Here is a 17,108-nt window from a genome sequence, read left to right as displayed (position 1 = left end):
CATCTGGCGGCTGTACTCACGATTCAGGAGGTAATTCATGGACAAGCTGAACAGCTGGCGTCGGGAGGCGGATCGAAAGCTCGCCGCACCCGTCACGCGGACGCGGGCCATCGCGTCCGTCATCGGAAAGGTGGAGGACCGTTTCGAGGCAATCTATGACGCGCGGAAGCGTGGCATGCCTTGGAAAGTCATCGCGGCAGCGCTTGAGGACGGGGAGACGCTCAAGGTCGATGCGGTGGAAAGCGCCGTCAAGCGGCTCTGCAAGGAACGCGATCTCCCGGTCCCGAAGAAGAAGGGCGCAGCTCGGCAGGTCGCGGCTGCGCATTCAGCTCCGGCTCCAGCTCCGAGTCCCGCTTCAGCTCCGGCCAAGGCTCCGGCTCCGGCTCCGGCTTCGAAGACGGCTCCCGCCCCTGCTCGCAAAAGTGCCGTCCTCACTGGTACTGCGGTCAAGGCTAGCGACCCGTCCGTAACCGAGGTCCGGGAAACCTCGTCACCGGCGCAATCTCAAACGTCACTCTTCCACGCAGTGCCAGAGCGGTGGGTCGACGATGGTGAATGATCAGACCCCCGCCGCTGCCAGCGATGCATTGTCGAACAACCCGGCACGACTTCCGTCGGCGGCCACCCTGTTCGGGAGCGATGCCAGGCGCACCCCACAACAAACCATTTTCGTGACGATGACGCCGAAGGGCGGCGCCGGGAAGACCGAGACGGCCGATGCGCTGGAGGCACTGGCTTCGCTCGGCGGCCGAGAGTGCCTCCTGGTCGACGTTGACGACGGGAACCGGGGATTGGGACGGCGTGTCGGCTCGGAGGAGGTGGTCAAGATTCCGTGGACGACCTCAGCGACCGACGCCGCGGCCTGGATCGAGCGAGATGCCGCCACCGCGCAGTGTCTGATCTTCGATCTCGGGGCTGGCATCGACAGTGCGGAGCTGCCTGTGATGGCCTTCCTGTGTTCGACTTGGCGTATCCTTCGCGACCGCGGGGCTCGCATTGTCTTCTGCGCGGTCGTGTCGACCAATGCCCCGACGTCGACATTTGTCCAGCGGATCGACCGAAACTTCGGAATGCTCGGAGACGTCCTTATCGTGTGCAACAATCAGGACGGTTCGAAGGCCTTCCCTGAGGAACTCGCCGCACGTCACGAACCCCAAATCGATTTGGGTCAGTTGCCGGCAGGCATTCAGGCAGTTCGCCTCTCGCGCCGGGAACGTCTCAGCGCAGTGCTCCAGAACCCGCAGCCTGAATATCAATTCGCCAGCGCCATGATGGCTCGGCGCATTCTGAACTTCGCGGTTCAGGCCCCCATCTCAGACTTCGCCGGACCTGAGGCGCTTCGAACCTTGGAAGAGGCAGCCAGCCGGGGGCCTGGTCGTATATTCTCGGTAATCCGCACTCGAGCGCACGCCAGGGATGCGGTGATCACTCAGAACGCTCGCGCTGCCGCGGCGGAAGATGCGCTATTGCTCCCGCAGCTGGATGATGCCCAAATTCTCGCAGCGGCGAAGGATTTCCGGCGTGAAGTCCCGGCGCTCCGCAGATTGCTGCGTTCGTGAAAGGTTCTCGCAACGCCTAGGCTTGTACCATGGTACCTTCCCCGGGACGGTACCATGATAGATAAGCGACGCCCTCAAGAGACAGGCAGCCTGACCACGTACCAGTTTTACAAACTGCACGCGGATGTGGAGGCGGCCAGGGAACTCGTCTCACAGGATTTCGTCACGAAAGCGTTCAAAGCGGGCGCGCACAAGCCACGTGGCCGTCAGTCGCCCGGGGCGGAGGGGCAGGCGCTGCCCGCGGAACTGATTAGCTGGATACTGAGAGAGGGGCGCACTCGCGTGGCAATTGCGTGCGACGCTTACATCCTCGCCAGCCATTGGCGCCCGGAGCGACCCGACGATACCTCATTCGTTAGATTGATCGAACAGATCCACGCGGGAGCCCGGCAGATCGATCTCGCCGCCACCGCGCTTGCCAATCAGATCCGGCAGCACAGGCGGGAAACAGGAGAACTCGATCACGTCAGGAAGGACGCCTTTCTGACACTCACGATCGCTCTGAACGACGGGTACGCCTTCTACGACGATCTCGATGGGATACCTTACGAGACGATGCCCGGCGATGCGGTGGCGGATGGCGAGCGTGTCTTCCAGCACGGGCTCGACAACTGCCGGCGACTTGCCCACGCGGCCGAGGAAGTCCTGGCCGAACACAGGCGCACGGCTGCGATATTGCGGCAAAGAGGTGAGCGGGTGCTCGCGATGAAGAGCGGGCGCCGTCCAAATCGGCTGCGCGCCGAGTTTCTCGGAGACCTGGCGGCGATATACCAGGACGGGCTTGGAAAGTTGCCTTCGGCCAACCGAGGGAGTGAAGCCAACGAAGGCGCCCTCTCGCCCTTTGCCCGCTTCGTCACCCGGATCTTCGACAAGTTCCAGGAGCCGCAGATTCGGACGATGCTGGCGGATCCTCAGCCTACTCCCTCTATCGATGCGATAGAGACGGCACTGAAGATGTGGATTTCGTCTTCACGCGATGAAGATTATAAGGCGAAATCAGCGGCTTAGGAAAAACTCATTTCCCTGCGTTTATTCGGACGGGCCACCAAGGCGAGAATGGGCTCCTCAGCGAAAGGAGATCAGAATGAAGCCTACGGTACCAGCGTTCATCAGCATCAAGGGAGTGGCGGCAATGGGCAATGTCAGCGTCTCCACCGCTGGTCGCTATTCCGGTCAGTCAGACTTTCCGGAACCGCGCTATTTCAGCCCTGGGAAGAAGGTTTGGATTTCGGAGGAAGTGCGCAATTGGTTCTTGGACCGTCCGCGCTCTCGCAGATAGTCCGTCACACACGTCCACGCCGCCGCCCTTCCACAACGGCGGCGGCGCTGGACGCCCCCTTCAGCAAGCTCTCTGCCCAGATCGCTGCCAGCTCCCAGCGACGATTCATGAACATCGCGCGGTTGTAGCGAAGCTCGCTCGCCGAGATCCCCGCCGGGACATGCGCCAGCATCAGGTCGATGACCATACGATCGTTCTCCAGCCCCTGCGCGTTGACCCACTCATTCATCAGCGTCGAGAACGTCGCGCGCCAGCCATGCGGAACATGGATTCCGCGCAGGCCTTCGCGCAGATACAAATAGCTCAAGGCGTTCTCTGACATCGGCCTCAGGATCGAATGACCGCCCGAGAACACGTACTCGCTGCCGGAGCTGAACGCATAGGCCTGCCGCAGGACCTCGACAGCTTCGGGGACTAGCGGGACCTGGTGCTCGAAAGCCTGATCATCGCGCAAGGCAAGTTCCTGCTTCATCTTGCCTGCCGGTATCTTCCACATGGCCATTCCGGGCGTCGAGTCGCCCTTCAGGTCCACCCCCTGCAGTTCGTCCCATTTCAGCCAGCGGATCATTCCCGGGCGTTGCGCGGTCAGAGCGAGGAACCGAGACGCGAGCTTCACAGTCGGCGTGGCTTCCGCTGAATCGGTGGCCGCAAGAACCTTCCGAGCGCGCTCGATCGTGGTCACCGCCGGCCAGCGACGGCCGGAGGGCTTCGCCTCGAGCACCTTGCCAAGGGACGCGGCGGGATCGAAGCCAGCGCGTCCGGCAGCGATGCCGTAGACGAAAACCGCGGAAATCCGCTGACGGAGCCGATGCGCGGTTTCGATAGCGCCGCGTTTCTCGACCTTCTGCAGCGTTGCGAGGACAAGAGGCGCGCTTATCGAAACGACAGGCAAAGCGCCAAGGTCCGGGAAAACATCGCGCTCGAGGCTCTCGAGGACGTCCGCAGCGTGGACCGGCTTCCAACGCGCCTTCTGCTTTCCGTACCACTCGCGGGCGAGGAGCTCGAACGTGTCGGCGGCCGACACACGGCTCGCCAGAGCGGCTCGCTTCGCTTCGATGCTGGGATCCTTGCCTTCCCGCAGGAGGCGCTTGTCGTCGTCGCGCATCGCGCGAGCCTCCTTGAGGCCAAGCTCAGGATAGCTCCCGAGAACGCGCTGCTTCTCCTTGCCGCCAAACCTGTATTTAAAGCGCCATGACCGATGCCCGCTGGTAGAAACGTGGAGCAGCAACCCTCCGCCATCAGCAAGCTTGTAGGCTTTTTCACGGGCCTTGGCGCCTCTACACTCTGCATCGGTAAGCATTCTATTTCCTTAAGATCCAATCATGACCTTAAGTATCCAGAAGCTTTCGTATACCCTGCTAGGCATTCTTGGCGATACTTACATTTCTCTGACATGCATCAACCAAGCCTGAGGTCTCCTGGCGCTAGATGAGGTAGCCTGATCGACGCCCAGGAACGCATCGGCCGGCCGACCACGTAGGTCGCTGTGGCGCACAAGATCTTGGATTCGGGATACAGGGTCTTACGCGGGAGAGCCGCTAAAAGTCTGAGGGCGGTAGCGGAGATCGGAGGGAAGCGTAGCGCCGTCAGGTTGGATCCGTTCGAGAGGTAAGAAGCACGGGCAGCGGACCCGCAGATGAGCGGAATACACCCGCGGAATCCTGTGGATTCTCGGCGAGGAATTGCATGATTGTGCGCGTGAGGACGCGGTATTGCTGACGGCTGTAACGCGTGGTGCCACCCCCATAGGAGTGGACGGACGCGAATGGAACGATGGCGAGGGACTGGCGATGGCGGAGGCATTCATAGTAGCTGTCGGGCTCGTACTCGGCCGAGTCATGCCCCACCTTCCTGCCATTATCTGGGCGCTACGCTGCCCCGCCGATAGCCCCCACTTCAGGCATCCGCCGCCGCCGCGGCGGCTCTTCAAGCGCTGAGGATTCGCAGACGCGACATAGGAGTCTAGTCTAGCCTCCGACCTTCGAACCGCAGCGCAGCGGCCCTTGCCGATGTCCGCTTACCGGCCTCCCCGACACTGGTGAAGCGATCTCCGGTACTGGGTCGCGAGCTCAAGGCGGCCGATGCCCCCAAATGGGCGGAGCGTGCCCCCACCCGTGCCACCGTTTGGGTGACTATGGCTGACAAGAATCGACGTCGCCTGAACGAGAATGCGCCTGTTCCCCGAGAGACGGCACGACGATCCACGTCGATTGGAGGCGCTTGATCAGGAGAAGTGGCGGAGAGGGTGGGATTCGAACCCACGGTACCCGTGAAGGCACAACGGTTTTCGAGACCGTCCCAATCGACCACTCTGGCACCTCTCCGCGAAAGGTCTGCCGCCGGTTCGGCGGGGTCGACGGCGGGGCGCTTAGCCCAGCGATCCGCGCTTGCCAAGGCTCGGCTTGCGATTTTGCGGACAATACCTAGATTGGCGGCATGCAGGGTTTCCAGAATTCCCCGTCCGATCTGGACGGCGGCGCCACCGTCTCTCCCGTCGCCGCTCCCGCCGTCTCCCACGCCGAGTTCACCATCGGCGACGTCGTCCGCCACCGGCTGTTCGACTTCCGCGGCGTGATCTACGACGTCGATCCGGTCTTCTCGAACAGCGAGGAATGGTATCAGGCGATCCCGGAGGACATCCGTCCGGCCAAGGACCAGCCTTTCTACCACCTCCTCGCCGAGAACGGCGAATCGAGCTACATCGCCTACGTCAGCGAGCAGAATCTGCTGCCCGACGAGAGCGACGAACCGGTCGACCATCCCGAGATCGCCGGGCTGTTCGACGATTATGCCGCGGGCCGCTATCGCCTGCGCCGTGAGCGCACCCACTGATCGGGCGCGCGGCCGCGGCGTCCGCACGCGGGGCCGAAATTAGGGCGCGCGCTTGGTTGACATGACGCGCCCCTCCCTGTAGCAGCCCTCAACTCTCCTGCGCGGAGCCGTCGGCCTCGCCGATTCCGCTTGCGGGAAAAAGCTGGAAGGTAGTTGAGACAAGCCATGTTCGCAGTCGTGCGCACGGGCGGCAAGCAGTATCGCGTTGCCGCTGGAGACAAGATCGTCGTTGAAAAGCTTGCTGGCGAGGCAGGCGACACCATCACTTTGGGCGACGTCCTGCTCGCGGGCGAAGGCTCCGAGCTGCGCGCGACTGACGGCCTCACCGTCTCCGCCGAGATCATCGCCCAGGCGAAGGGCGAGAAGGTGATCGTCTTCAAGAAGCGCCGCCGCCACAACTACCGGCGCAAGAAGGGCCACCGCCAGCAGCACACGATCCTGCGCATCGTCGGAATCGGCGACCAGAAGGCCGCCGCCAAGCCGAAGGCCGCCAAGAAGGCTGCCGCCCCGGCCGAGGCTCCGGCGGCCGCCGAGACCGCGGCGCCGGTCGCGGCCGAGGCGCCGGCCAAGAAGCCGCGCGCCAAGAAGGCCGACGCCAAGGCGCAGGCGCCGCTCAAGACCGAGGGGGCCGAGAGCCCGATGACCGACACCCCGGTCGCCTCGAAGAGCGATTCCGAGTAAGAGACAATCGAATCGCCGCTGGCGATGACGAGTAAGACGAAGGCAGAGTAGAGATGGCACATAAGAAAGCAGGCGGCTCCTCGCGCAACGGTCGCGACTCTGCGGGCCGCCGTCTCGGCGTGAAGAAGTTCGGCGGTGAGCAGGTGCTCGCCGGCAACATCATCGTGCGTCAGCGCGGTACCCGTTGGTACCCGGGCGCCAACGTCGGCATGGGCAAGGACCACACCCTTTTTGCGCTTACCGAAGGTCGAGTCTCGTTCCGCGACGGGAAGCTCGGCCGCAAATACGTGTGTGTGGACATGATTAGCGAAGCAGCGGAATAACGGGCCACCGATAAAGGGTCGCCCGTCCAGGGGTGGCCCAAGGTGCTCAGTTGAGAACCGTTCGAGGGAGAGGGGTCACCCCCTCTCCCTTTTTGTTTCTCCCTCGAAACTGTCACCGGCCCGTAACCCGTGGGGGGTAGCGGCCGGCAAGGGGAAGAGAGGACGAGACCATGTTTGCACGGACGGAAAGACTGGCCTTGAGGCCCGGCTGGGCCGAGGACGCCCCCGCCCTGTTCGCCGCGGTGGCCGACGAGGCGATCGTTCGCAACCTGGCCAGCGCGCCCTGGCCGTACACGCTCGCCGATGCCGAGGCCTTCCTCGCCGCCGAGCGCTGCCTGACCGCGCCTTCGATGCTGATCTTCCGCCGCACGCTCGGCGCGCCGCAGCTCGCCGGCGCGATCGGCTTCGGCCGCCGCCCCGACGGGGAAATGGAGTTCGGCTATTGGATCGCGCGGCCCTTCTGGGGGCTGGGCTATGCCACCGAGGCCGGCCGCGCGGTGATCGCCATGGCCCGGGACAGCCTGCGCCTATCGCGGATCCAGGCCGGCCATTTCGTCGACAATCCCGCCTCGGGCCGGGTGCTGCAGAAGCTCGGCTTTCGCTCCGCGGGCGTCGTGCAGCGCTACAGCGCGGGCCGGCGCGAGGCGGCGCCGTGCCGCGAGTACGAGTTGATCCTCGATTCGGGCGAGGCCGCGGCCGCGGACGATTGCGTGGCCGACGCGCGCATGGCGGCCTGAACCCTCCCCTTCCCCCTCCCGCGGCTTCGGGTTAGCCTCCCCGAAACCGTGGGGGCGGGCATGAAATCTCTTCTTCTTCAGACCAAAAGCGAGAAGGCCGGCACGATCGACGGCCTCAACCTGTTCTTCGGCGCGCTGCTCGGCGCCAATCTCGGCACGCTCGGCCGGATGCCGCTCGGCGACTATGTCGAGCTGGTGATCTTCCTGTCCGCCGCCGTCGTCGGCCTCCGGCTGATCTCCACGTCCGATCGGCGGCTCCTCGCGCTCGCCACCCTCGCCCTGATCGGCATCGCCCTCGTCCTGCGCTTGAGCTCGGGCGATTATGCCGAGGCGCTCAGCACCGGCGATCTCCAGCGGCTGGAGGCGACGCTCGCCATCTGGGTCGCCTTCGCCCTGCTGGTCGAGGCGGCGCCGACCTACACGCCCGTGGCGCCGGCGCAGCCCACTGCGCCGCCGGACGCCGAACAGCCCGATCGTCAGGCGTAGGCCGGCTTCGCCTCCTCGGCCTGGATCAGGGCGCGGTCGTCGTGGTTCCACGGGTGGAAGCGCGGCAGGAAGAAGCTCAGCCAGGCGCCCATCACCTTGCGCATCATTCCCGGCCGGACGAACGAGAACCAGAACAGCCGCCACCATGCCTTCGGGCCGGTGATCCCGTCCTGGCGGAGCAATTCGAGCGCGCCCTTGGCCCGGTCGACGAGGAAATGCTCGGTAACGAGCAGCATCACCCGCGCCTTGATGCTCCAGCGCTTGAAGCGGGTCATTCCGCGGGTGGCGTGCAGCCAGGTGTCGTAGGCGACGCCCTTATGCTCGATCTCCTCGACCGCGTGCCAGCGCCACAGCGCCGCAGTCTCCGGATCGGCGTCGCGCAGGTGCGCGGGATCGGCGAGCAATTGGTGCGCGAGCATGGCGGTGAAATGCTCGAGCGCCATGGTCGCAGCGAGGTTCACGATCGGGTGACGGGCGCGGATGATCGCGAGCCGCTCGTCGACCACCCGGACGAGCTCGGTGAGATCGTAGCCGGCGTCGACCGCGCGCTTGTTGAACGCGACATGCTCGCGGCTGTGCATCACCTCCTGGGTGGTGAAGGCCCTGATGTCGGCGGCGAGCTTCGGATCGGCGCCCTCGCGATAGGCGCGGACGCTCTCGACGAAGAAGGCCTCGCCTTTCGGGAAGGTCGCGGAAAGCGCGTTGTAGAGGGCCGTCCCGACCGGATCGCCGCCCAGCCACCAGCGGTCGGTCTTGCTGCCGCGCCCGAAGCGCTGGTCGCGCGGCGTGATGGTGAGATCGGAGGGTGTCGCAACGCTCGCCATGCTGTATCTCCTTGGCCATGACCCATGCCCGTTACTTACACTGATGTCAACAGTTCGCGCCCGCCTCTCACCCCAGGAAAGCCGTTCCGCCGCGCTCGAGGCCGCCCGCGCCCTGCTCATCGAGGCCGGGCCGCAGGCGGTGACGCTGAAGGCGGTCGCCGCGCGCATCGGCCGGACCCACGCCAACCTCCTCCATCATTTCGGCTCGGCCTCCGAGCTCCAGGCGGAGCTCGGCCGCTATCTGTCAGAGCGGATCACCGCGGCGATCGGCGATGCGGTGGTGCGCGCCCGCCAGGGCGAGGCCGATCCGCGCGAGATCGTCGACCGCACCTTCGACGCCTTCGGCCGCGAGGGGGCCGGCGCGCTGGCCGCCTGGATGATCCTTTCGGGCAATCGCGACGCGCTCAACCCGGTGCTGGAGGCGATCCACGATCTCGTCGACCATCTCGGCGCCGGCCACGAGGACCGCCCGGTGCACGAGACCACGCTCTGGCTGGTGCTGGCGGCGCTCGGCGATTCCCTGCTCGGCGAATCGATGGCGGCCGCGCTCGGCCTGCCCCCGGGAAGAGCACGCGACCTCGCGAGAGACCATTTACTCGCATCCATGGGTCTGGCGGCGGAGCCGCATCGCGCCTAAGTCCCCGCCATGCATTTCCTCGATCAGGCGAAAATCTTCATCCGCTCGGGCGCCGGCGGACCCGGCGCGGTCAGCTTCCGGCGCGAGAAGTTCATCGAATATGGCGGCCCCGACGGCGGCGACGGCGGCAAGGGCGGCGACATCGTGTTCGAGGCGGTCGAGGGCCTGAACACCCTGATCGACTTCCGCTACACCCAGCATTTCAAGGCGCCGCGCGGCAAGGGCGGGCATGGCCGCAACCAGACCGGCGCGGGCGGCAAGGACCTCGTCATCAAGGTGCCGGTCGGCACCCAGATCATCTCCGACGACCGCGAGCACGTGCTCGCCGATCTCACCGAGGCCGGTCAGCGCATCGTCTTCCTGAAGGGCGGCGACGGCGGCCGCGGCAACGCCAGCTACAAGACCTCGACCAACCGCGCGCCGCGCCAGCACGGCACCGGCTGGCCGGCCGAGGAGATGTGGGTCTGGCTGCGGCTGAAGCTGCTCGCCGACGTCGGCCTGGTCGGCCTGCCCAATGCCGGCAAGTCGACCCTGCTCAACGCCGTCACCAACGCCAACGCGAAGGTCGGCGCCTATCCGTTCACCACCCTCCACCCGAAGCTCGGAGTGGTCCGCCACAAGGGCCGCGAGTTCGTCATGGCCGACATCCCGGGCCTGATCGAGGGCGCGGCGGAGGGCGCCGGCATCGGCGACCGCTTCCTCGGCCATATCGAGCGCTGCCGGGTGCTCCTCCATCTGGTCGACGCGAACAACGAGGACGTCGCCGAGGCCTATCGGATCGTCCGCGACGAGCTCGACGCTTATGGCGAGGGCCTCGAGGACAAGATCGAGCTGCTCGCGCTCAACAAGGCCGACACGCTCGACGAGGAGCTTCTCGATGCCCTGTCGGACGAGCTCGAGGCGGAGGCCGGCGTGCGTCCGCTGCGCCTGTCGGGCGCGACCGGCGAGGGCGCGGAGGCGGTGCTCGACGCCCTGCTCGAGCACCTTCAGCCCGAGCAGAAGCAGGCGGAGGCGGACGAGACGGGCGGGTGGTCGCCGCTGTGAGGCGGCGCCGCGCGATCCGAACGCTCGCGATCACCGGCGGCACCGGCTTCGTCGGCACCCATCTGCTGCGCCTCGCGGTCGAGCAGGGCTTCGACGTGCGGGCGCTCACCCGAGGCTGGAAGCCGCCCGAGGACGAGATCGCCTGGGTCGAGGGCGCGCTCGACCGGCCCGACACGCTCGAGAAGCTGTGCGACGGCGCGGAGGCGGTGATCCACGTCGGCGGCGCCGTCAACGGCGGAGCGGCGCTGTTCGAGGCGGTCAATGTCGGCGGCACGGCCAACATGATCGACGCGGCGCGGCGCACCGGGGTCCGCCGCTTCATCCACGTCTCGTCGCTGTCCGCCCGGGAGCCCGGGCTCTCCGCCTACGGCCGCTCGAAGCTGCGCTCGGAGCGGCTGGTCGCCGCCTCGGGGCTGGACTGGACGATCGTCCGCCCGCCCGCCGTCTACGGACCCGGCGACCGCGACATGTTCGAGCTGTTCCGCATGGCCCGGCGCGGCGTCGTCGGCCTGCCGCCGGCGGGCCGCTTCTCCCTCATCCACGCCGAGGATCTCTGCCGGCTGCTGCTCGCCCTGCTCGACGATCCCGACAGCTGGTCGGAGATCTACGAGCCCGACGACGGCCGCGAGGGCGGATGGGAGCACCGCCATTTCGCGCGGACGGTCGCGCGCATCTACGGCCGCCGCGCCCTGGCGCTGTCGATGCCGAAGCCGGTGCTGCACATCGCCTCCGCCCTCGATCGCCTGGTCCGGCGCGGCAAAGCGCGGCTGACCGCCGATCGCGTCGGCTATCTCTGCCACCCGGACTGGGTCGTCACCGCCGAGCGCAAGCCGCCGGCGCGCCTCTGGACACCCGAGGTCCGCACCCCGACGGGACTCAAGGACACCGCCGACTGGTATCGCGAGCAGGGCTGGCTGCGCTGAGCTGCCGCCCGCGATGGCGCTCTATTCAGATGGTCTAGGCGGCCGCGCCCGCCATGTGCCGCGCCCGCAGCGATTGCCCCACTCTCGCACGCAGCAGGGCGGCGTGCTCGCCGCCGAGTCCGCGCGGCACCCAGCGCACCGCGTCCACATCGCCCTTCGACAGGCAGGCATAGACGACCAGCGCGGCGGCGTAGCTGCCGGCCAGCGACGGGTGATTGCCTTCGCGATAGAGGGAGAAGGGCAAGGGCTCGGCGAGCAGGTCCTCTCAGACCTGGGCCGCGTCGATCAGCTCGGCGCCGGTCTTCATCGCCAGACCTTTGTGGTTGCGCTCGATATTCTGGAAATGCTCGGGGCGGCTGATCGGGTCGTCCTCGTACAACGCCTCGCTCGCCGTCCAGCTGACGACGATCGCCGGCCGCGGCCTGCCGCCGCCGAGCAGCCGCGCGCCATAAGCGAAGAACGGACTGCCCGCTTCCAGCGCCCGGAATGTGCTTTCGGGCTGGACGAGCACCCGGTCCCAATCGCTCGCGGCGAGCAACGCCTGCGTCTTCGCGCTGCGCCAATGGTCCTCGAGCGAGGCGTTGGCGAAAGCCTTCATGGTGATGTCGTAGCGCACCTCGGAGCCGGCGGAATCGGCCATCTCCGCCACCATCGCCGGCAGATTGTTGGAGTAGGTATAGCTGTCCCCAAGCCAGAGGATGCGCCGCACCGGCCGAAAATCGAGCCAGCCGTTGGCCGCAACCGCAAAGCCCAGAGCAGTCAGCGCCAGCGCGACCAAGGCAATCGAGCGCATGTCCCCTCCCCAGTCGCGCGGCTCACCCGACGGATGGCCTACACGGCGGGAGTAAACGCCCGCTTTCCGTAAGACGCGCGGCTTGAAACCGGCGGCCCCCGCCCCATCTCGAGTCTGCGGGACCGGGCCCCTCTGGCGGCCGTTCTTCCGGGAACGATCGTGATGTCGGACCGCATCGGGTCAGCTCGATGCCGCTCGTTCGTATGAAAAGGCCGTTCCGCATCGCCAGCCGACCCGATCGATGACCAACCATCGATTGGAGAGTGGCATGAATATCATCACCTATCGCCTCACCCTCATCCACCGGAAGCTCGACGAGGAGATCTCGCGCGAGCTGAAGCGGAGGATACCGGACTGGATGCGGTTGCTGCGGCTCAAGAAGCTGCGGCTCGCGGTCAAGGATCGGCTCCACCGCCATGCGCCGCTTATGATGCGCCGGCCGGGTCCCGCGCTTCCCAAGCCGCTTTGAGGCAAAGCGGCTGCGAAACCCGCCCCGCGAGCGTCGACGATTCGGGTCGCCCATCATTGTCGTCGTCCACCGGCGCAAGGACATGGACGGAGGCGGCGGGTTCGGCCAACAAGGCGGCATGCGAGGGGCTCATGTGATCGCCTGGGGGGGTTATGACGAGAGCAAGCCGCGCGTGCGGCTTCTGCTCGACGCCCTTCGCCGCGTGGGTGCGCTCGACGGCGAGATCAACATCGCGGCATGGCGCGGGATTGAGGACAAGGCCGTCGCCGGGCGAGGCCGGCTGCTCAGGGCGGCGCTGACCCTGCTGGCCGCCTATCCCGCCGCGATGCTGAAGCTGCTGCGGGCGCCGCGCGGCGGCGCGGTGCTGCTGCCCTATCCCGGCATCCCCGACGTGTTTTTCGCCGCGATCGCGGCGCGGCTGCGCGGGCGCAGGATCGTCCTCGACGCCTTTCTTCCGCTGCACGACACGATCGTCGGGGATCGCGCCATGCTCCGGCCGCGCTCGCTGCCCGCGAGGCTGATCTGGCTGGCCGAGCGGATCGGCCTCAGGCTGGCCGACATCATCCTCGTCGATACCGACCAGCATGGCGATTTCTTCGCCGTCGAATTCGGCATCGATCGAAGCCGGTTCGAGACGGTGCTGGTCGGCGCCGAGCCCCTGTTTCGAGCGCCGGCGGGGCCGGTTCCGCCCCTGCCCGCCCCGGCCGGCAGGCCGCTGGTGCTGTTCTACGGACAGCTGATCCCGCTGCACGGGCTCGAGACGATCCTGGAGGCGGCGCGACGGACGGTCGACGCGCCTTTCCACTGGCTTCTGGTCGGGCGAGGCCAACAGGAGCCGCTGCTGCGCGCCGCGCTGGAGACAAAGGCGATGCCCAACGTCAGCTGGCTCCCCTGGGTCGACTATGCGGCGCTGCCGGCGCTGATCGGCCACGCGGATCTCTGCCTCGGCATCTTCGGCGCATCCGCCAAGGCCGGCCGGGTGATCCCGAACAAGATGTTCCAGGTGCTGAGCGCCGGCAAGCCGATCGTCACCCGCGCCAGCCCGGCGGTGGCGGCGCTCGCGGCGGAATTCCCGGACACGGTGATCACGGTCCCTGCCGCCGATCCGGTCGCGCTGGCCGAGACCGTCCGCCGCTGTCTCGCCGATCCGGCGCGCCTGCGGCCGCTTCCGCCTGCGGCGCTCGACGAGCTCGGCCCCGATCGAGGCGTCGCAAGCCTGCTGCGGCGCCTCAGCGGCGGCTGAGCACCAGGGCGACCGCCGCGCCGGCAAACTCGGCGGCGGTGGTCACCACCCGCGACAGCAGGGAGACGACCAGCGCCTCCGCCGGCCCGAGGTGGCTGGCGAGCACCAGCGCCAGCACGGCATCGCGCGCGCCGAAGCCGCCCGGGGCGATGATCACCAGGAAGCCCACCACCCAGGCCAGAGCATAGCCCCCCGTCGCGAGGCAAAGCGTGGCGAAGCTGAGCGGAGCACCCACCGCGCCGGCGAGCAGCCACACCTGCAGGCCGATCGTCACCCAGCAGGCGGCCGCCCAGGCCGAGGCGATCGCTATGCCGCGCCCGGTCAGATCCCGCTCGGTCCGAACGCGGGCGAAGGCGAGCAGGCGGCGCAGCACGGCCGGATGCAGCACCGGCGCGATCGCCACCACGGCTAGGCCGACCCACCAATAAGGCGCGAGCGCGACCGGATCGGCGAGCGGAAGCAGGACGAGCGCGAGCGACGTCCCCGTCGCGAGGGTCAGCACGAGCGTGATGACCAGCGTCGAGACCGTATAGCGTCGCGACAGCCCGGCATCGTGGCCCATCTCCGCAGCGGCGGCGAAGGTGAAGATCCCGCCGGGAAGATATTTGCCGATCTGGCTGAGAAAGAAGATGCGCAGCGCGGCCGGCGCCGTGATCCCGCTGCGCAGCTCGGACAGGACCGCTCGCCACACGGCGGCGGCGCAGAGCAGATGGAGCAGGCTGAAGCAGAGCGCCGCGCCGAGATCTGCGGTGGCGACTCGCGACAGGCCCTCGCTCACCTGATCGCGCATCGTCGCCAGGGCTGCGACGGCGGCGGCGACCGCAACGAGCAGGAACGCGGCTCTTGCCGGCCGGGACTTGAGCCCTGCAGCGATCGATGCCTGCGCGGCGGCGGCGTTCATGCGGTCTCGGCCGGGCGCCTGCCCATCGCGACCAGCGCCACGCCGCGGTTTGGGAAGACATGCTGCACGAGAAGGAGCGGGCGGATCACGACCTGCAGGGTCCGCCAGAAAAGCCCGGATCCGGGCTGGAGGAAGCGTCCGGACCCGGCGGTCCGCTCGTCGAAGCTCGCCCCCTGCGACCTCGCGAGAATGAGCTTTGCCAGCCCGTTTCTGAGCATCTCCAGCACCCAGCTGAGCGGACCGCCGTAGACGCGCACCGTGACGTCGACGAGACCCGCTTCGGTCATCAGCCTGGCCATGTCGGCCGGATCGTAGCGGCGATAATGGCCGGCCATCGCATCGGAGGCGCCGAGCCGCGATGCATAAGCCGGGGCGCTTAGGAACAGGGTGCCGCCCGGGCGCACGCGCGCGACCCAGGACGCCAGCGCGCCCTTGTCGTCGGGAAGATGCTCGATCACCTCGAAGGCACAGACGGTATCGAAGAGGCGGCCGGCGGGCAGATCGTCGGCGGTGATGTTGAGGATGGCGCCGGGCAGCCGGCCGTGCGCCGTGGCGAACGAGCGCCGATCCGGCTCCAGTCCCAGGAAGCTGCGGCTGCGCGCCGCCAGCCGCACCGCGAAGCCGCCCTGGCCGCAGCCGATCTCGAGCAGATCGCCGGGGCTGGCCGGCAACAGGCGGCGCACCATGTCCCAGCGCATCGCGGCGCCGATCGCCAAAGGCGGGAGGGATCCAGTCATGTCAGAAACCCGTGAAGAGGTCGCCGCCGGGCGGGGGCCCTGCGGGACGGTGGAGGTGGTTGCCCCAGCGGAGCGTCAGCCCGGCCGGAGCGACGGCGTCGTGCCCGCCGGCGGCGAGCGTCACCACGTCGCCGGGGCGACGCTGGATCCCGTCAATCCGCGCCGCGGCCGCGCTCTCGACGGTGTAAGGGCCGGAAGCGAGCAGCTCGAAGCGGAGCGGCGTGACGCTCGGCGGCAGGCGCTTGCCGAGCACCCGGATGGCGCCCCAATGCGGCACGAAATCGTCCCGCAGGACGGCGGTGTCCTGCGGAAGCAGGCGGCTCTCCGCCGATCCGGCGAGGGCCAGGCTGAGCTGCCGGTTGCCGGCGACGATATAGCGCGCGCCTCCGCGGGTGATCGCGTCCCGCATCACCGGCCGGCCGGCCGCACGATAATTCTCGATGCCCCAGCTGCTCATGAAAAAGCCTGCCTGGGGCGAGCGCGCCAGCATCGAGCAGCCGTCAATATAGGGCAGCGAGCCGGGAAAGATCGCGCGCGCGGCGGCCACGGTCGCGCGCTGACGCGCGAGCACATCGCCATCGACCGCGAGCGCGTGTCCGACCGCGCCCACGACCAGCCCGATCGCCAGCACCGGCAGGAGGCGGCGGGTGTAGGGCCGAGCCGCGGCAAGCGCCCACAGCAGGGAAGCCGGCGCGAGCATGAAGGCGAAAAAATAGGGAAACGCGTTTCGGTAGAAGAGCAGGCTCGCGAGCGGCAGCGCGAAGGCAAGCGCAATCCAGAGCCGCCGGCGACATGCGATCGCGGCGCCGAGGCCGAGCAGGGTCCAGTGTATCGGATTGCCGAGCAGGCTGCGGATGAAGTCGAGGCGCCGCGGAAAGAACTGGCCCTCGCCCAGCGTCTTCTGCGCACTGGCCGCGACCACCGCCTGCCCATCGCCTGCAGCGGGCAAGGCAGCCTTGTGGGCGAGGTAGAGCGATACGAACACGCAGGCGCAGGTGAGGCCGGCAATCGCGAGCCGGATCAGCGTGTCGCGCCGGTCCTCGCTCTTCGCCACGCGCCATACCGCAATCAGGCCGAGCAGCGGCAGGAAGAGCACCGCCTTGATCGTCACCACGGCGGCGAGCGCGACCGCGGCACCGGCACCGGCCGCAGCCGTCCAGCGCAGCCTGCCGAGCAGCAGCGCCGCCGCGCCGGTCAGCAGGAAGGTGGCGATCGGATCGTAGCGGAAGCTCGCGCCGTGCTTCAGCACGAAGCTGAAGCTGAGGAAGCACAGCGCCGCGAACAGCGCCGCTTCCCGTCCCGCGAAGGCGCGGCTGATGCGGAAGAGCAAAGCGGCGGTGCCCCATTCGATCGCGAGCATCGCGAGCCGCCCGGCGATGACCTCGTCGATCTCGCTCCCGAACGCACCGGCAAGCCAGCCAAAGAGATGAACGTGGAAGGTCTGCACGGGCGAGGCGAGGGTGCCGTTGCGATAGGCGTGAACGTCGGACAGGAAGCGGAACTCGTCCCAGTTGATCGGCTGGGCGAAGGCGAGGTGGAGCTGCAGCGCCGCGCACAAGGCGACGGCCGCCCAGATCGCCGCCGCCCGGGGCAGAGCGGAAGCCTGGCGAAAGCTAAGCTCCGAGCCGAGGGCGTTCATC

Annotated in this window: 20 protein-coding genes, 1 tRNA gene and 1 pseudogene; 14 read left to right on the top strand and 8 right to left on the bottom strand. The window is 67.6% G+C overall.

What is annotated here, in order from left to right:
- Positions 1-37 precede the first annotated feature (37 nt).
- The 4 genes from E2493_RS21575 (at position 38) to E2493_RS14950 (ending at position 2,838) form a co-directional block, all read left to right on the top strand.
- Entirely contained in the window at positions 38-559 is a 522-nt protein-coding gene (locus E2493_RS21575; protein WP_191993007.1) for a hypothetical protein, read from the top strand.
- The gene (locus tag E2493_RS14960; RefSeq protein WP_135088198.1) at positions 552-1,559 is read left to right on the top strand and encodes a P-loop NTPase family protein; all 1,008 of its coding nucleotides are present in this window, start codon (positions 552-554) and stop codon (positions 1,557-1,559) included. The genes E2493_RS21575 and E2493_RS14960 overlap by 8 nt, the downstream gene beginning before the upstream one ends.
- Before the next feature lie 54 nt (positions 1,560-1,613).
- A complete protein-coding gene (locus tag E2493_RS14955) occupies positions 1,614-2,567 on the top strand; it encodes a hypothetical protein (RefSeq protein ID WP_135088196.1) in 954 nt (317 codons plus the stop codon).
- Between the two features lie 76 nt (positions 2,568-2,643).
- On the top strand, positions 2,644-2,838 hold the full coding sequence (locus E2493_RS14950) for a helix-turn-helix transcriptional regulator (RefSeq protein WP_135088194.1): 195 nt from the start codon (positions 2,644-2,646) through the stop codon (positions 2,836-2,838).
- A 4-nt stretch (positions 2,839-2,842) separates the two neighbouring features.
- Here E2493_RS14950 and E2493_RS14945 read toward each other — a convergent pair whose 3' ends face one another.
- Together E2493_RS14945 and E2493_RS14940 are read right to left on the bottom strand one after the other, a co-directional pair.
- Complete coding sequence (locus tag E2493_RS14945; protein WP_135088192.1) at positions 2,843-4,138, bottom strand: tyrosine-type recombinase/integrase; 1,296 nt, start codon at positions 4,136-4,138, stop codon at positions 2,843-2,845.
- Positions 4,139-5,072: 934 nt separating this feature from the next.
- A tRNA-Ser gene (locus tag E2493_RS14940) sits at positions 5,073-5,162 on the bottom strand.
- Between the two features lie 112 nt (positions 5,163-5,274).
- Between E2493_RS14940 and hspQ the strand changes: the two genes are divergently transcribed.
- The 5 genes and pseudogenes from hspQ (at position 5,275) to E2493_RS14915 (ending at position 7,897) form a co-directional block, all read left to right on the top strand.
- A complete protein-coding gene (gene hspQ / locus E2493_RS14935) occupies positions 5,275-5,670 on the top strand; it encodes a heat shock protein HspQ (RefSeq protein ID WP_135088190.1) in 396 nt (131 codons plus the stop codon).
- Positions 5,671-5,835: 165 nt separating this feature from the next.
- Positions 5,836-6,195: pseudogene (gene rplU / locus E2493_RS14930) on the top strand (50S ribosomal protein L21); the annotation flags it as partial.
- A 209-nt stretch (positions 6,196-6,404) separates the two neighbouring features.
- Complete coding sequence (gene rpmA, locus E2493_RS14925) at positions 6,405-6,674, top strand: 50S ribosomal protein L27 (RefSeq protein WP_135088186.1); 270 nt, start codon at positions 6,405-6,407, stop codon at positions 6,672-6,674.
- A gap of 170 nt (positions 6,675-6,844) precedes the next feature.
- Positions 6,845-7,411: a GNAT family N-acetyltransferase gene (locus tag E2493_RS14920; RefSeq protein ID WP_135088184.1), complete on the top strand. Its 567-nt coding sequence runs from the start codon at positions 6,845-6,847 to the stop codon at positions 7,409-7,411.
- A 60-nt stretch (positions 7,412-7,471) separates the two neighbouring features.
- Positions 7,472-7,897, top strand: a complete 426-nt coding sequence (locus tag E2493_RS14915; RefSeq protein ID WP_135088182.1) for a hypothetical protein — start codon at positions 7,472-7,474, stop codon at positions 7,895-7,897.
- Here the strand turns inward: E2493_RS14915 and E2493_RS14910 are convergent.
- The gene (locus tag E2493_RS14910) at positions 7,888-8,721 is read right to left on the bottom strand and encodes a metal-dependent hydrolase (protein ID WP_135088180.1); all 834 of its coding nucleotides are present in this window, start codon (positions 8,719-8,721) and stop codon (positions 7,888-7,890) included. The two genes, E2493_RS14915 and E2493_RS14910, sit on opposite strands and share 10 nt — an antisense overlap.
- Positions 8,722-8,764: 43 nt before the next feature.
- On the opposite strand from E2493_RS14910, the gene E2493_RS14905 reads away from it, so the two are divergent.
- The 3 genes from E2493_RS14905 to E2493_RS14895 are packed head-to-tail and all read left to right on the top strand — an operon-like array spanning position 8,765 to position 11,325.
- Complete coding sequence (locus tag E2493_RS14905; protein WP_135088178.1) at positions 8,765-9,358, top strand: TetR family transcriptional regulator; 594 nt, start codon at positions 8,765-8,767, stop codon at positions 9,356-9,358.
- Positions 9,359-9,367: 9 nt separating this feature from the next.
- Positions 9,368-10,402 carry a GTPase ObgE gene (obgE, locus tag E2493_RS14900; RefSeq protein ID WP_135088176.1) on the top strand — a complete coding sequence of 345 codons (1,035 nt, stop codon included), beginning with the start codon at positions 9,368-9,370 and terminating at the stop codon, positions 10,400-10,402.
- Positions 10,387-11,325, top strand: a complete 939-nt coding sequence (locus E2493_RS14895) for an SDR family oxidoreductase (RefSeq protein ID WP_225421508.1) — start codon at positions 10,387-10,389, stop codon at positions 11,323-11,325. Before obgE ends, E2493_RS14895 begins: the two co-directional genes overlap by 16 nt.
- Positions 11,326-11,359: 34 nt before the next feature.
- Here the strand turns inward: E2493_RS14895 and E2493_RS14890 are convergent, their stop codons facing one another.
- Together E2493_RS14890 and E2493_RS14885 are read right to left on the bottom strand one after the other, a co-directional pair.
- Complete coding sequence (locus E2493_RS14890) at positions 11,360-11,569, bottom strand: hypothetical protein (protein ID WP_135088174.1); 210 nt, start codon at positions 11,567-11,569, stop codon at positions 11,360-11,362.
- A 21-nt stretch (positions 11,570-11,590) separates the two neighbouring features.
- Positions 11,591-12,118 (bottom strand): hypothetical protein, encoded by a 528-nt coding sequence (locus E2493_RS14885; protein WP_135088172.1) that lies wholly within the window; start codon positions 12,116-12,118, stop codon positions 11,591-11,593.
- 268 nt (positions 12,119-12,386) lie between these two features.
- On the opposite strand from E2493_RS14885, the gene E2493_RS14880 reads away from it, so the two are divergent.
- Positions 12,387-12,587 carry a DUF465 domain-containing protein gene (locus E2493_RS14880; protein WP_135088171.1) on the top strand — a complete coding sequence of 67 codons (201 nt, stop codon included), beginning with the start codon at positions 12,387-12,389 and terminating at the stop codon, positions 12,585-12,587.
- Positions 12,588-12,759: 172 nt separating this feature from the next.
- Entirely contained in the window at positions 12,760-13,830 is a 1,071-nt protein-coding gene (locus E2493_RS14875) for a glycosyltransferase (RefSeq protein WP_225421507.1), read from the top strand.
- Here E2493_RS14875 and E2493_RS14870 read toward each other — a convergent pair.
- The 3 genes from E2493_RS14870 to E2493_RS14860 are packed head-to-tail and all read right to left on the bottom strand — an operon-like array spanning position 13,817 to position 17,107.
- Positions 13,817-14,731, bottom strand: a complete 915-nt coding sequence (locus tag E2493_RS14870) for a lysylphosphatidylglycerol synthase domain-containing protein (protein ID WP_135088167.1) — start codon at positions 14,729-14,731, stop codon at positions 13,817-13,819. The genes E2493_RS14875 and E2493_RS14870 overlap by 14 nt on opposite strands.
- Entirely contained in the window at positions 14,728-15,468 is a 741-nt protein-coding gene (locus E2493_RS14865; RefSeq protein ID WP_135088165.1) for a class I SAM-dependent methyltransferase, read from the bottom strand. The genes E2493_RS14870 and E2493_RS14865 overlap by 4 nt, the downstream gene beginning before the upstream one ends.
- A gap of 1 nt (position 15,469) precedes the next feature.
- Positions 15,470-17,107: a hypothetical protein gene (locus E2493_RS14860; RefSeq protein ID WP_135088163.1), complete on the bottom strand. Its 1,638-nt coding sequence runs from the start codon at positions 17,105-17,107 to the stop codon at positions 15,470-15,472.
- Position 17,108 lies beyond the last annotated feature (1 nt).

Origin of the sequence: Sphingomonas parva (ex Maeng et al. 2020), assembly GCF_004564275.1 — a bacterium.
Taxonomy (GTDB): domain Bacteria; phylum Pseudomonadota; class Alphaproteobacteria; order Sphingomonadales; family Sphingomonadaceae; genus Allosphingosinicella; species Allosphingosinicella parva.
This window is presented reverse-complemented; position numbering and strand designations above follow the sequence as displayed.